We start from the raw sequence: 15,463 nt of genomic DNA, 5'->3' as shown, positions 1-15,463 counted from the left end.
TCGAATAACAACCCCAATATCTTAATAAGGATACAAGATATTGGGGTTTATTTAAGAGTTATTTATTTGGCTTTGTGGTGAATACACAAGCGGCCAGAATAATCATAACAATCTGCAAGATACCGCTCTGCACCGCATCCTTTTTATCCTGATGTTGAACAGCTTTACGGCTACGCACACCGGCAATCCCGTGGCTGGCAATAAGGCTAAGGCCTAACCAGGGGCGGTATGTTTTGCCCCATCCATCCTTACGCAGTAGACAAAAACCTAGAATACCAACCAGACCAGCAGAGCCCATGGTGGCGAGATGGACGGATTTTTCTTGGCCATCCAGTTCCTTATCCTTGCTACATGCTGCCATAGCTGTCCATGCAGCGCTCAGGCCTATGGCGCTAACTTTAAGTACGGGGAATATACATTTTTTTATAAGGCTCATGTAAATACATCCTTTTGGCATAATTTTGATCTATTAAAATTTGGGGTTTTGATGCGGTATTTACAAGATTATCAAAGATACCCTGCTATGGCCTGAGAACAAGGCCGGTGGGACGGTTGCTCCATGAAGGAGGGGAGTAACGGATAACTGCAAAAAATTATGTTGATAATGATTCTTAATAATGTATTTGTGCAACGAGTTCTCCTTTAACTTGTCTGAAAGATAGCGTGGCTTTTCCGCATGAGGTTCATGGCTTTATATAAATGCATACATGGGGCAAGCATAACCATATTTTTTCAGCCCGATCGTAATATTGAGGGGCAGCATGTTGCCTGAATACGTGATGTGGATTGCAACAGGAGCCACTGTTTTTGGGTGCTGTATGCTTTATGCCACTTGCCAGAATCAATATGTATTTACGGTTCCTTTGCGCCCCAAAGGTTTGTTCAGAATGGCGGGGTGGGCAGTGCTGGGGCTTTCTTTTTGTTGTCTTTGGCAGATCAAAAGCGTAGCAACTGCATTATTCATGCAAATACTGTTGATGATGCTTGTATGGCTTCTGTTTCCATTTGCTGTTGCTTTGCTGAGGCAACGGTAGGCATTATGCGTAAATATACTTACACAAGCCAGAACTGGTTTGCCAAAGTTACTGCGGCTGTCGTGCCGGGTAATATTCTTACATTTGGCCTTGTTGGGGTAATTGGCGTTCTCTCTCACGTAGATAGTGACCCAAGAACGGCATCTGCTCAGTTTTTAACATGGCTCACGGTTTTGCTGTGGTGCATTATTTTACCAACCTGCTTTTTGTTTTCTAACGGCAGGCGGGCTTGGAATTACCTATCCATATCTGCCTTATGTGTCTGGGGCCTGTTTTTTGTTTTAAGGGGCCTACAGGCATGAAAATACGCGCAGATATTGTACAAATGTATCGGGATATTCATAGTTGGGTGGGTATTCTGGCAGGGTTGTTTCTTTTTGTGGCGTTTTATGCTGGAGGCATCAGCGTTTTTGAAGTGCCTCTTCAAAACTGGCTCACAAAGCCAGCGGCTTTGCCTGCACCAGTAACTGTGCAGCAGGTGCCGGATCTGATGCAAAAAGCATTTGCAGCTTACCCTGAGGCACAGCAGGAATATACGGTTGTACTGTCGCCCACCGCTTCTTTGCCTGCCAGGCTGATGTGGCCCGTAAAGGCCGGGCAAAGGCATGCCGGACCAGTGGATATGATAGCGGCCTCACTAGATGCACAGGAGCATCTGGTTACGGTAAGACACAAGCCATCTGAAGTGGCGCATTTTATAGATGAGCTCCATGAAAATGTGGGGCTACCCGTTTTTATGCCCTACAGCAGATGGTTCATGGGCAGTATTGCGCTGTTGTATGCCGTTGCGCTGGTATCTGGTGTGATTGTGTTTTTGCCTATGCTGGCAAAAAATCTCTTTGCCTTGCGGCTGGTCAAGGGGGCATGGAAGAAATGGCTGGATATTCATAATCTTCTAGGCCTCTTTAGCCTGCCTTTTCATGTGGTTATTGCTCTTTCATCCGTGCTTTTTGCTTATCATGGTGTCATTCATAATGTGCAAACCATGATGTTTTCTGCTCCGACGGCTATTCATGATCATCACTTACACGCACGCAATATGAATCATGAGCAGGTTGCGCAGACTTCTATAATGCCTCTTGCTCCGGCAGAGATTGTGCAAGCGTTGCAAAAGCAGGCTCCGGGATTTGTGCCAGATGTTTTAGATTATGCCTCAACAGATAAAGCGCAACAGACTTTACGCGTAATCGGGCATGATGGGCACTATATGATGCGTGGCCCGGCTGGTGGCCTTGTCGAACTTGATCCAGATTCTGGAAAAATACTTTCCACAGAATATATGCCGGGGCTTCAATCTGAATCCTTTAGTATTTTAACCACCTTTTTTGCACTACACTTTGGAAGTTTTGGTGGAAATACAATTAAGTTTGGATATTTGATATTGGGTTTTGTAGGGGCATTTCTTTTCTATTCTGGCAACAGATTGTGGCTGATATCGCGGTATCGAAAGGAGCAGAAAAACGGAGCAACAGAGCCTGGAGCGGGTACAAAATTTCTTACGTGTTTAACATATGGCAGTATTTTTGGATGTATTTCCGGCATTTCTGTTCTTATCAGCACAGCGCTTTTAACACCTTATTTCGGAAGTTATTTAAGTGTCAGCCTTCTCTATTATGCTATTTTTTGTATCTGCCTTGGGGGAGCTTTTATAATGCCAGATACAGCGCGCATACGTGTATTGGGGATGTGTGCTGTTATAACAACCCTTGCCATTCCTTTAATTTATGTTTGTAAATGTTTTGTATTTTAGATTTGTGAAGCTGCTGGTGTATATGCACCAGCAGCGCGCATTGCATTTTTGGGCTCTACCGCAGGAGGTATTGGTTTAACGCGGCGCCAGCAGGCGGAAAAGTGGCCCGGTTAAAACGGTGGAAACAACTGCCAGCACCATTAAAGATGCAAAAGCAAAATCAGACAACATACCCTGTTCATGCAAAATAGTGGCGGCAACAATTTCCATCAGCCCTTTGCATTGTAACAGCGCTCCAATACCCAAGGCTTGTCTGGGTTTAAGCCCCGGAGCAGGCGGAAACACATAAACTGCGCCAATCTTGCTCAGAATGGAAATACCAACCAGAGCAAAAGACGCAATAATGGAAGGCCATGTCAGGGCGTCTCCGTTTATTCGTAGCCCGCTATGGCCAAAGAACATTGGCGCCAGCCAGATAAGAGCAAACGTTCCAACCTGTTCTATGGGCAGGCGTCTTACCCAACTGGGCGGCATGATTGCACCGGCAAAATATGCGCCTATCAGTTCGTGCAATCCAAGCTGCATGCTGGCCCATGATCCGGCAGCCAAATAAATAGGAACAGTGACCCAGATAACCCATGTGGGAGGGTGACGAAAATGGCGAGAGGCCCAGTTGCCAGCAGAAGACAGCCCAACCAGCAACGCAACGGCCAGAAACTCCAGCCCTGTCCAGCTATGCAGAGCTGCGGTGCCTCTATGAGCAAACTGTAAAACAGCAAGGCCAACCCATAAGGCAGCATCATCCACCACAGCAAGCTTAAGTGCTAATTGCCCCAACGGACGTTGGGACGCATCAAGTTCTCTTACAACACCAATCAGAACCGGGAGAGCGCTTACGGAAATGCACAAACCGATAGACGCTGCGGCAATAAGAGGTGAGGCCAGAGGAGCTTGCCATCCATGCAAAGGCAGAAAACAGGTGTAGGCCAAGATGGCCCCGAGCAAGAAGGGAATACCTAAAGCAACGCCCGCACCGGCTAACAGACGACCGAGGGTAGGGGAGGCAATGGCATGAACAGATGTATCACCCTCAGGGTGCTGCCACATTTCCAAGCCAGCAGTAAACGCTAAAACCAATACGGCAATCCACCCAATGGTATCACCATAAGAAGAGGGAATGCCCAGTTCTTTTATGGGAGCGTGCCATACAGCCAGCAGAATGCCAATAAGGATAGGTAATACAACAATAGGCAATGCTTTGTGCAGAAGGCGCCACAGCACCCAAGGAAGGAAAACAAAAATTGTGGCATCTGTGAAAAGCGATGTCATTGCTGTGTCGTTCCGTCCTTTGTTGTTGAAGACTGATCCTTTGTAATCGAAAACCACGATGGCATGCAAATTGCGCATATCAGTAAGTGTTGATATGTTTTATATGCGCAGGTTTGTGATACATTGCAACAGCATATGCATAAGGAATATATCAAAACTATATTATAAATATAGATATTTATAATGTATGAAAAGCGCAGAAGTATTTCAGTTTATTCGGTTTTTGGAAAATTTTGTAAATATCTAATGAATTTGCAAATACCTTATTTCATAATGGGTGCAAAAGTTTCTAACCAACGCACTAGGTAGAGCTGAGGTTGCCTGCGTATTGAACGCGCAAATCCAATATTTTAGCCTCTAAAGAGGCAGAGAATGCATTCAACAGAGTAAATTGTGCTGAAATCCATGTTTATTTTGTGGTTAGAGGATTGCCATTTTGCGCACGACATATTATTTCTAATTCGAAACGTACGTGTTGGTCTTACAATTGCGGTGAAGGCATCATGCTGCTGAATACTTTATTTGTGTTCGGCTGGTGGCAAGTGTGGATCAATACGTTTCGTATTCGTCACTATTTCTGATGCGCAAGAGAAGTGATACATGCGACAGACCAAAACCGATCGAAGTGCCTTCAAATTTGTATTGCTATCATGTTGCGCTGCATTTTTGTGTGAAACAGGTACATCCGTAGCTCACGCACAAACATCTGCGCCTGCACAGGTTCAGGTGGGAGACATCGCCAAAACCCTTAAGCCCGAAGAGGCAGAAAAGGGTGCAGGCACCCCAACAGATGGAGAAGAGCCGCCTGCCACTTCTCTTTCTGAAGAGGAAGAGGCCATGAAGCCCAAGGCAGGCAACCTGTTTCATGTTAAACCCGGGCACACACCTACATACTGGGAAGGTCTGGAAGGGCATGTCTCCATTGAAGCAGGGATTTCAGGAAACCCCTGGACCCGTTCTGGCCGCAACTTTGCGCAGTATTATTCAGATCGTGCCAATACGGTCACGCTGAACCAGATCATTGGCTCTCTGTCTCATCCTATCACGTCTGTAGGCAGCGGATACGGCATCGGTTTTGTGCTGGAGGCCATGTATGGTTCCGATGCACGGTTTGACCCCACAATCGGGATGGGGTCTGGGTCTTTGCATGGTCTGTATCAATGGGCACCCACACAGGCGCATCTGGATGTACATCTACCGTGGATCTTCAAGCGCGGCATTGATGTGCAGATCGGCCAGATGTACGGCATTATGGGGGCAGAAGGCACACCCGCTCTTGCACGGCCATTCTACACATATAACTACGCCTCAGATTATATCGTACCGTTTCAGACGGTAGGCATTCTGGCCACCATGCATCTGACACGTCATATGGACTGGATTTTGGGGGTGGATGCAGGGAACTCCACAACCTTTGGTGCCTCTGGCAACAACAACAAGCCCAAGGGTTATTTTGGTCTGGCGTGGAACAAGCTGATGGATGGCAAGCTGGATGTGCATGCCATTGGGCATTTTGGGCCGCAGGGCAACAATGGCCGCACCATTGTTTCACCCACAGGGTGGGTGAGTGCAGGCATTGGCAAGCAAGCCAACAGCCTTATGCAGTATAATGCGGATGTGATGGCCTCGTATCATATCAATGATAAGATGACTGTTTCTGTGGATGGTACCTATCTGCACGATGATTCTTCGCGTGATGATGCTTATGGGGTGACAACCTATTTTTCTTACGACATTCATCCTTGGCTGACATTTAATGCACGCGGCGAGATCTTTCGTGACAATACAGGTGGGGTGATTATGGAATATTCCAGCTTTAACTCTCTCACGCAGGCTCTGAGCAACCAGCCTTTCCCATATTACAATGCCTTGCCCACAACCTATGGGGAGCTGACGGTGGGCGTCTCCTACAGGCCCGAGTTCGTGAACAAAAGGCTGGCGTTGGGCGGCTTTACTATCCGGCCTGAAATTCGGCTGGACAAATCCCTTAACGGCACGCATCCATTCAACCAGGCAGGCACTGTGCAAAACCCAACTGTTAATAACGGCACAAACAACATGCTCTGGTTCAGTTGCGATGCAACATGGTCGTTCTAAGGTGTTTTTAAAAATATAGAGGTGATAAGAATACGGGAGATATAAAAACAAAATCTCCCGTTTTTTAGCTTTCTATTTTATACAGCATAAAGAATGATGCATCTGCCTGAATATGTCGGGCATTGCTATTTTGGCTTCAATAGAACAGTCAGTCTCACCAACTGTCTCACCCATGAGACAATTGGTAACATTTTTTACAAACTCGCGTGAAAAACAGGACAAAAGTGTGACGGCATTGTGTCCTTTTATGTTGTGCAGGGTCATTGGCCGGTGCGTGAGCATGGTATCTCAGGATCATGCCGCCGTAACGGCTCGTGAAACTGTAGAAAGAGCACGAGTATGCGAGAGAGTCAGGCGAGGTTATTCTCGCTCATAACCTCTATTCTGCTTGCCATTGTGGGGCTTTTCCTCTTCTTTGGTGGCGCGGAACTTCTGTTCCTTGGTGGTTCCTGGTTTTATATTATTGCTGGCGGTGTCATGCTGGGGGCCGCTATCAGCGGCTTTCGCAGGCCTGCTCTGGCTATGCGGCTGTATGCAGCTTTGCTGCTTGTGGCCACTATTTGGTCTTTATGCGAAGTCGGGCTGAATATCTGGGGTCTGGAAGTTCGTCTCTTTACGCTTATCGGGCTAGGTGTTTGGCTTCTGCTGCCAGGTGTTTGGCGCTCGGGCAATAGCTGGCTGAGTGATAAGCGCGAAGTTCTGGGTTCTTTGGTGGTTTCCTGCCTTGTTGTTGTGGCAAGTTGCTTCAGTTCTTATTCCATTGATGGCACCGTACCGGCAGACCGCATGGCAGCAAGCGGCCAGTCTGATGAAACATCAGCAGGTGTGCCAGATGGAGATTGGACGGCTTATGGCCGCACTGTTGGCGGGGACCGTTACACTCCATTGGGGCAGATTACGGCTTCTAATATCTCGCACCTCAAACGTGCATGGGTTACCCGCACGGGGGATGTGCAGCAGCAGGGTGAAGGCACTGTAGCTGGGCCAGACCAAGGGCATGAGTTCAATCTGGAACTTACGCCCATTAAGGTTGGTGATACACTTTACATGTGCACACCCCATAGCTGGGTGATGGCACTGGATGCAGCCACAGGTAAAGTGAAATGGAAGTTTGATCCGCACCCTGCAACGGCAGATTTGGACAAGAACGTCTATCTGGCTTGCCGCGGTGTTTCTTACTACCATATTCCTGATGAAATTCAGACAAGCTGCCGTAACCGCATTTACTCACCAGTTGCTGATGTGCGCATGGTGGCGGTAAACGCAGAAACCGGTAAACCCTGTGAAGATTTTGGGGATCACGGTTTTATCTCCCTGCGCCAGTATCTGGGCCATGTGCCGCATGGGTTCCATTTTGTAACCTCTCCGCCAATGGTAGCCAAAAACCGCGTGATTACTGGCGGGTGGATTTTTGATAACCAAGCCAATTTCGAGCCCTCCGGCGCTATCCGTGCGTTTGACGCCACAACAGGTGAAATTGCCTGGGCGTGGGATGCAGGGCATCAGCCAGAAACATGGAAACCCGGCCCGAATGATGAGCTAACGCGTGATACACCCAATGCTTGGGGTGTTTACACGGCAGACCTCAACCTTGGGCTTGTTTACATTCCTACGGGTAATTCTCCGCCAGATAACTGGGGCGGAACCCGTCGTCCGTTTGACGATGCAACATCCTCTGCCACAATTGCGCTGGATATTGTAACGGGTGAACGCCGCTGGACCTATCAGACCGTGCATCACGATCTGTGGGATATGGATCTGCCCTCCGGCCCATCCATGGTTGAACTTCCCGGCGCGAATGGTGAGCAAGTTCCCGCACTGGTGCAGAGCACCAAGCGTGGTGAGTTTTTTGTTCTGGACCGCCGCACCGGCACGCCTGTTCCGGGTTATCCGGTTGAAGAAAAGCCGGTTCCCACAGCAGGCCATGCGCCGGATGACCGTGTCTCTCCTACACAGCCTTATCCTGTTGGCATGCCTTCTCTTACACCGGCCAATCTTAAAGAGTCTGATATGTGGGGGGCAACGCTGCTAGACCAGATGATCTGCCGTATCCAGTATCGTCAGTCTGCTTACGAAGGGCAGTTCACACCACCGCATGTGGGTCAAACAACCATTGTTTATCCTGCATTTTACGGTGTTGTAGACTGGCAGGGTATTACCATTGACCCGCAGCGTAAGATTATGCTGGCCAATGCAAGTTATCTGCCTTTTCGTATCAAGCTGGAAAAACGTACGGGAATGGAGCAGGCCGGTACGCTGCCAAAATGGACCGGCAGTGGGGAAGAACCTGCGCCTAAAGGTGATGCCCTTTCTGTTTCTCCAGATTACGGAACACCCTATATTGCGCTTACCAACCCTTGGCTGAACCCACTACAGATCCCTTGTAAGGGGCCGGTTTGGGGCACGCTGACGGCAATCGATCTGGTTACCAAGAAGATTGTCTGGCAGCATCCTGTTGGCACAACGCGTGATACCGGGCCTTTCCGTACCCATAACAACCTGCCTTTGCCTACCGGTATGTATAATATTGGCGGCAATATTGTTACCAAAGGTGGCGTTGTGTTTATGGGTGCCACAGCAGATGATTATCTGCGGGCATTCGATCTGGCGAGTGGTAAGGTTATCTGGCGTGATCGCCTGCCAGCAGGCGGCCAGGCTACCCCCATGAGCTACGAAGCTGGTGGCAAGCAGTATGTGCTGATTGCAGCCGGTGGCCACGGTGGCCTTGGTACCAGAAGCGGTGATTACATTATCGCTTACACGCTTGATGGTGAGAAAGCTTCTCCCGCTCAGTAACGCGTTAACACATTGGGGTTCCAGTTTATCTGGAACCCCGCATCACGCGTTTATTTGATTGTTATTGTTGCTTATCGGAATATTCAGATGCGTTTGATAGAAGGCGGGGAGCGTCTGCTTTCCCTCGTGCGTTTCGTCATGCCTACAGTGATTGTGTGTCACGTAGTTCCTGCGCGAGCTGCGGATATCACGTTGGGCATTATTGGCCCACATGAATATGACCTACCTGTGGATTTCAAGCCATTTAACGTGCTGGTGCAGTATGGTGATGGAAACGCCGCAGGCCATAGTTACGGAAGTGGTGGACAGCGTACGCCAACTGGCGGCAGCCATACATGGTCGGGTATGACAAAATATGTGCACTTTCGTAGTTTTGAGGCCATTCCTCATGTCGGATTTGCTTTTGAGTTGATCCAAACCGAAAGCTACAAACTGGCAGATGGCACAAATTACGGTGGGCTAGGGCCTACTATTGTTGGGCCAGCAGCATGGTTTAAGCCCAACAAGCACAGTACTTTTGGCATACAGACTTTTATGCAAACGCCATATGGCACAAGAGATGCAACATCTACAAATTATTGGTCAAATATATCCAGTTTAATATTTGATTATGAATGGAAACACTTCAGTTTTGATGGTGATGCCGGCACGGTTGTTGGGTCTACAAAACATCAAAAAGACCAGCATAGCTATTCACCCGGCGTGGTGTTTTACACCAACTTGCGATTTAGCTGGAAAGCGACCAAGAAGTTCGAGCCATTTCTTGCATTTGACTGGCAGAATGTAACAGGAACGCGCGATAATACGCTACGTCAGTATCTGGATAATTCTAACAGCCGTGAAATCGCTCTGGGCCCGGGGCTTATGTATAATATTAACCAGCACTTTTCGCTAACAGCCCGTTACTCGCATTCTCTTGAAGGGCGAAATACACCAGAAACGAATGCCTATTACGTAAAGTTTGTTTACCTCTGGCAGTAGGCTTTGTTTTTGAATAACAAAAAGTTTACTTGGAGAGGATAGGTAAAAAATAAAATACATAAATTACCTATGAGAGTTATATTTTTTATGTATAAGAGAAAAGCAACGTTAGAAAAGCCTTTAATATGTCCTTGCCGGATATGGTAGAGCCCCCGCGATGAATACACGGCCTTTTTCTCAACACACTGTTTCCAAAGCAGAAAGCCCGGAAGAAACAGTACAGAAATCTTGGATACGTTGCGAGACATCCTACCAGCTTGATCCTTCCCAAAAATGGAAGGCAGACGTTCTGTGTGGTGCAGAATTTCGGCATGTTAGCAGCCGGTCCGCATTGCTTTTGCGCCAAGCTTCGGAAGAAATGCAGCACCTTTTTACTTTGGTGCAAGGTTTGGGGCTTATGGTATTGTTGGCCGATCCAAACGCCATGATTCTGGCACGCTGCGCAGATGAAACACACCTTTCCGTTTGCCGCCGCCTTAATCTGCGTGAAGGCGCCATCTGGAGCGAAGAGATAGCAGGCACTAATGGTATTGGAACATGCGTAGAGGATAGATGCCCAGTTTTTCTGGGGCGAGGCGCGCATTGGCGCTTTTGTTTTTCCTTGCTGATTAGTTATGCTGTGCCGATATTCGACGCACAGGGGCGTGTTGCAGGAGCCCTAAACCTTGCCTCCATGAATGGCAAAACAGTCCAGCCTATTGACAAACTGCTAATGGAAACACTTGCGCAATCTGGCCGGCGTATTGAAGAACAGCTTTTCCGTAACAGTTATGCAGGGCAAAAAATACTTACCTTGGGTTCTGTAAGGGGGTGCTCAGCACCTTTGGTTTCTATTAACGACCAAGGGGAGATTACAGGTGCCACGCATGCTGCGCGTGAATGGATGGGCTGGACAGATCAAACTATTGCCCAACATCCCAACCTGTTAACCGAACTGGAAGAGGGTTCGGAAATAAGTTTCCAAAAGGCGGAAGAAAACGTTATCCGCTCCGCTTTGGCGGTTTCTCAGGGAAATGTTACGCAGGCTGCACGTGGTTTGGGAATTAGCCGTGCAACACTTTACCGCAAGATGAAGGGTTTTGGAATTAACTAAAAGCCTTTACTGGAACGGGAAGTACCGGAAAGTTACGTAAACTGTGTTGCCTGATGTTGCCGGGTCTACGCTATCGCCATGCCCGTCATTCCCCTTAAAGGCGAACTTGCGCACAAAGGTATATTGCAAGCCTGCCATCATGCTTCCGTAACGGCCTTGCAAAAAGTGCCACCAGCCGCCAGCGGTAAAGGAGGCAAGGGTGTGTGTTTGTGCACTGCATACTCCAAATTCCACATCGCACCCAGCCAGATCCAGATCGTTTACGCCGTAACCATATTGCTTGCCATCTGCGCCAATATAACGTTTGCGACCAGAAGCTTCCACACCCCCATAAGTGTAAAGCAGCACGGAAGAATTGGGGTGCCCCACCAAGCCGAGTGACCCCATAATTTCGGGAACAGGCGTAAGCTGCCCACGGCCGTTGAATGTTGTATCTGGTATCTGGGTTGGTCCATAACGGCCAATGCCATCACCGGCCAGAACATCGCCGGTAAGGTGTAGGCGGTTCGTGCCCAAGGGGGCTGTCATACCAGCACCTACGCCGCCACCAAAATGGGTGTGTTTTTTGGTTGTTGTTGTTCCCGGCTCCACGGCAAGAGAGCGGAACCAGCGCGCAAGGCCGAACACTTCATAATGACCGAAGGATGTATCTGCCGCTGCCTTCAGAATCATATCTGGAACAGGGTTGTAAGAGTAATTTGTGGCTGCGTTTAGCAGCATTCCCCCGGTATTGGCATAGTAAACACGCGCACCTTCTGCTTGCCCCCGCGCAGCAGGAATGGTGCTGCCAGAACTGACAGTGGAAGAGAAACCAACGGTCGCCTGAGGGTCTTCAATAGAAAGGCCAAGCCAGTATTTCTGATTCCAGTCCTTGCCAATTCGGATTTGAGGCACGCGTGTAAAGACAATACCGGGTAACTGGTTGTTATCTGTAACTGCGGGCAATTCTTCTTGGCGGGGAATAATGCCTTTGGCGTAGTTTGTAGCCAAGCTCCATGCTTGCCCCATAAGAATATGTAAGCCCCAATCCTTTTGGGTGAACGTAAAGTAACCTTGCCGCAGACGCGGCGTGTAGCCGTTAATTTGCACGCTGTTGGTTGTGCTGCCAGAACCCGCAAAATCACTTTCAACATAAGCCTGCAAGCGGGAAGACTTGCTGGGGTTAGCTTCCATTAAAATAGACAGGCGGCTGAGCTGAGCAGAAAGCCGTTCTTCAGACAACCCATGGTTGGGGCTGTTGGCATAAGGAAAATTGCCCCAGCCCGTTGCCGGACCGCTGGTCATGTTGGAACTACGCCAGATATTGGACATATCTATAAAGCCACCCAGCTTTACAGATATGCCACCAATACTGAAAATGGGCGGTAATCTATCAACTTCTGTTTGCGTAATGGCAGTAGGGCTGGAAGATGAAAGATCGATTGAGGAATGGCTTTTTTCTTCTGCATCTGCGCCAGAGGGTAAGTCAGAGCCAGTGGCTCCGGGCAGCCATTTAAAGCCCACACCGCTTTTTGCAGTTCCGCCTTGCGTATTGGAGGCAGTTTTAACTGGGGCTTCATCTGGTGAGAAGCGGATGGAAGGATCTTCCCGATCTGCTTGATTTGCGTAAGCAGTGGCAAGCTTATTGCCAGTATGTGCGCCTGCAGGTGTATTGGCGCTATGGCCAACATTACGAGCGGGGGCAGAGGTGCCTGTATGCCGCTTGGCCTGACGGGCTTCAATTGCTTCCACCTGCGCAGCCAACCGGCGCATTTCCGCCTTAATGGCTGCCAGTTCCTGCGCATCATCTGCCAGAGCGGGGGCAGAAAGCAGTATGGTGCAGGTAAATACGCTCCCTGTCAGTAACAGTTTTCTCATATTTCCCACGGTATGTGCATGTTGAATGCTGTACCATTGCACGATGAAATTATTTGCATGATAATTTTTATGGAATCATGCATTGAGCCAAGTTCATGAGGGCGCAATATGTCACGCCCTTTTGAATGATGTAAACAAAGCGTGTAGAATAAACATTTGGCGATAGCAAGTCTATGAAGTGGTCAAATTCATAGCAGAAATGCATCTTGGTTTTTCTAGTCCTTACTTAGTAAAGGAGTTAGTGAAACGATATATATAAGTAAATTTCAAAAATCTTATAAATATCTGGTTGAAAATCATCATCGTCTAAATGTGATGGGCGTGGCCTCATTTTTAGATGCGGAAGAGGTCTATGCTGCTCAAACCAGAAAGCTGGCTGAACGTCACGAGCCAGCAGGGAGATCATGTATCATGAGCAATAATCCGCAAATTCGTTTTTGTCCTGTAGGTATTCAGGCCACAGGTGTCCGGCAGGAACGGGATTCAATGGGAACCATAGATGTTCCGGCAGACAAATACTGGGGAGCACAAACCCAGCGCAGTCTGGTGCATTTTTCCATTGGCACAGAGCGTATGCCTCTACCGCTGTATCATGCATATGGCATTGTTAAAAAAGCGGCTGCGTTAGTGAACGCGGCAGAAGGGCGTATGCCGCAATGGAAGGCAGATCTGATAGCTACGGTTGCAGATGAAGTTACAGCAGGTAAGCTGGATGCACATTTTCCGCTGTTTGTTTGGCAGACAGGGTCTGGCACCCAAACAAATATGAATGTGAATGAGGTTATTGCAAACCGTGCCATTCAGCTTGTAGGTGGCAAAATTGGCTCTAAAACACCCATCCATCCCAATGATGATGTGAACATGGGCCAATCCAGCAACGATTCATTTCCAACGGCCATGCATGTTGTCACATTGCTGGAAATTGAAAACCGACTTTTGCCCAGCGTAGAAAAGCTTATAGAAGCTTTACGGCAAAAGGCCGAACAATGGATGGACGTTGTTAAAATTGGCCGCACCCATTTACAAGATGCTGTACCTTTAACGGTAGGGCAGGAATGGTCTGGCTGGGTGCAAATGCTAGAAGATGCGCTTTGTGGCCTGCGTAAAGATCGTGAAGCTTTGTTCGAGCTTGCTGCCGGGGGTACTGCTGTTGGCACGGGGCTGAATGCGCCAGCAGGTTTCAGCAAAGCTATAGCTGCGCGTATAGCAGAGCTAACAAAGCAGCCATTTGTTACGGCGCCTAACAAATTTGCTGCGTTAAGTGGGTTGGATGCCATGGCCAGAACATCTGCGGGTTTGCGCGGCCTGGCGGTGCCATTGCTGAAAATTGCCAACGACATGCGCTGGCTGGCCTCCGGCCCACGTTGCGGGTTAGGAGAACTGCATCTGCCCGAAAATGAACCTGGCTCTTCTATCATGCCCGGCAAAGTGAATCCCACTCAATGTGAAGCAATGGTGATGATTGCAACGCAGGTGTTGGGGAATGATAACACCATTGCTTTTGCGGCTAGTCAGGGCCAGTTGGATCTGAATGTGATGCGGCCGGTAATACTGGCCAACTGTCTTGCCAGTATCCGTATTTTGGCCGATGGCTGCCATAACTTCCGCATTTTTTCTGTTGAAGGTACGCAACTAAACGAAAAGCGGCTCAAGCAGAATGTGGGTGGGTCCGTTATGCTCGTTACCGCTTTGGCCCCTGTTATTGGCTATGACAAGGCTGCGGAAATTGCGCACATTGCCATGGAGCATGATCTTTCCCTCAAGGATGCAGCCCTTAAATCTGGTTACGTAGATGCACCTACCTTCGACAAGGTGGTAAACCCACTTGATATGGTGGGAGAAGGCGTTGCCGGGGCCTGAATACTAAATATTTCAAGCCTTAACGGAGTGGGGAGGGTTTCTCTCTCCCCTTCATTTTACGGTAAAATCAAAAACCACCACATTGGCCAGAAATGGTGCAGCAAATTTTTTAAAGGCATCATGCGCGGGGTCAAAACATCCGCTCGTGTGTACAATCGGGCGACCTACATAGTAATTACGATCACCTTCTGAACGGAAGGTAACAAGATACCCATAATCCAGCCCGTGATCTGCATTTTCACCACTATTTTGTGGCCCAGATTCCAAGTTGGCAACAACCGGTTTGCCATTCGGTCGGCGTGAGTGTGTCGCCAGTTCCAGAAAACGACGTGTGACTTCCTGCCTTTCGGCAGCAGTTGCTGTGGTGCGGAACTGAAACATCACCATATGCCGCACAGTGCCGGGGCGAAAGTCTGGCGCAGTAAAGCGCTGTTCACCTATCTGTTTCACCAACGCATATGTGGCCTGTGCGGCTGTATCCAGCGTGAGGGTTTCATTTGCGCAGGCGCGGGTAGAGTAAATGCCTGATCCGGCAAAAAACAAACCTGCTATCAAGCCCAAGCGGATGGAAAGAGGAGATGTTATGATCATCTGTCTTTCATAACACAGATTGCTGCTGGCTCATGTAATGCTACAGGCTGCCTCTCTCTTAAATATGGAAGTACGTTTGGCTTTTTGACAAGCAAGGCTTGTGTTGCGTAACAGGGCGACCGTGAAGAGAGATTT

General features: G+C 48.6%; 11 protein-coding genes. 7 read left to right on the top strand and 4 right to left on the bottom strand.

What is annotated here, in order from left to right; genetic code table 11:
- Positions 1–58: 58 nt before the first annotated feature.
- A complete protein-coding gene (locus tag WG31_RS07715; protein ID WP_209439331.1) occupies positions 59–436 on the bottom strand; it encodes a hypothetical protein in 378 nt (125 codons plus the stop codon).
- Positions 437–988: 552 nt separating this feature from the next.
- On the opposite strand from WG31_RS07715, the gene WG31_RS07710 reads away from it, so the two are divergent.
- Both WG31_RS07710 and WG31_RS07705 read left to right on the top strand, forming a co-directional pair.
- Positions 989–1,336 carry a hypothetical protein gene (locus WG31_RS07710; RefSeq protein WP_035350795.1) on the top strand — a complete coding sequence of 116 codons (348 nt, stop codon included), beginning with the start codon at positions 989–991 and terminating at the stop codon, positions 1,334–1,336.
- Positions 1,333–2,784, top strand: coding sequence for a PepSY-associated TM helix domain-containing protein (locus tag WG31_RS07705; RefSeq protein ID WP_063354151.1), 1,452 nt, complete (start codon positions 1,333–1,335; stop codon positions 2,782–2,784). Before WG31_RS07710 ends, WG31_RS07705 begins: the two co-directional genes overlap by 4 nt.
- 75 nt (positions 2,785–2,859) lie before the next feature.
- On the opposite strand, the gene WG31_RS07700 is transcribed toward WG31_RS07705, so the two are convergent.
- Entirely contained in the window at positions 2,860–4,131 is a 1,272-nt protein-coding gene (locus tag WG31_RS07700; protein WP_408736575.1) for a cation:proton antiporter, read from the bottom strand.
- Between the two features lie 522 nt (positions 4,132–4,653).
- On the opposite strand from WG31_RS07700, the gene WG31_RS07695 reads away from it, so the two are divergent.
- From WG31_RS07695 to WG31_RS07680, 4 genes are all read left to right on the top strand, one after another.
- Positions 4,654–6,150 (top strand): outer membrane beta-barrel protein, encoded by a 1,497-nt coding sequence (locus WG31_RS07695; RefSeq protein ID WP_063354149.1) that lies wholly within the window; start codon positions 4,654–4,656, stop codon positions 6,148–6,150.
- Between the two features lie 339 nt (positions 6,151–6,489).
- Positions 6,490–8,946, top strand: coding sequence for a membrane-bound PQQ-dependent dehydrogenase, glucose/quinate/shikimate family (locus tag WG31_RS07690; RefSeq protein WP_063354148.1), 2,457 nt, complete (start codon positions 6,490–6,492; stop codon positions 8,944–8,946).
- Positions 8,947–9,033: 87 nt separating this feature from the next.
- Entirely contained in the window at positions 9,034–9,927 is an 894-nt protein-coding gene (locus tag WG31_RS07685; protein WP_035350792.1) for a transporter, read from the top strand.
- A 157-nt stretch (positions 9,928–10,084) separates the two neighbouring features.
- Positions 10,085–11,020: a helix-turn-helix domain-containing protein gene (locus tag WG31_RS07680; RefSeq protein WP_063354147.1), complete on the top strand. Its 936-nt coding sequence runs from the start codon at positions 10,085–10,087 to the stop codon at positions 11,018–11,020.
- A gap of 6 nt (positions 11,021–11,026) precedes the next feature.
- Here the strand turns inward: WG31_RS07680 and WG31_RS07675 are convergent, their stop codons facing one another.
- Positions 11,027–12,877, bottom strand: coding sequence for a hypothetical protein (locus WG31_RS07675; RefSeq protein WP_245191473.1), 1,851 nt, complete (start codon positions 12,875–12,877; stop codon positions 11,027–11,029).
- Between the two features lie 411 nt (positions 12,878–13,288).
- Here WG31_RS07675 and fumC point away from each other — a divergent pair, with 411 nt between their 5' ends.
- The gene (gene fumC / locus WG31_RS07670; RefSeq protein WP_063354145.1) at positions 13,289–14,737 is read left to right on the top strand and encodes a class II fumarate hydratase; all 1,449 of its coding nucleotides are present in this window, start codon (positions 13,289–13,291) and stop codon (positions 14,735–14,737) included.
- A gap of 51 nt (positions 14,738–14,788) precedes the next feature.
- On the opposite strand, the gene WG31_RS07665 is transcribed toward fumC, so the two are convergent.
- A complete protein-coding gene (locus WG31_RS07665; RefSeq protein WP_063354144.1) occupies positions 14,789–15,328 on the bottom strand; it encodes a Dabb family protein in 540 nt (179 codons plus the stop codon).
- Positions 15,329–15,463 lie beyond the last annotated feature (135 nt).

The organism is Acetobacter oryzifermentans, assembly GCF_001628715.1.
Taxonomy (GTDB): Bacteria; Pseudomonadota; Alphaproteobacteria; order Acetobacterales; family Acetobacteraceae; genus Acetobacter; species Acetobacter oryzifermentans.
This window is presented reverse-complemented; position numbering and strand designations above follow the sequence as displayed.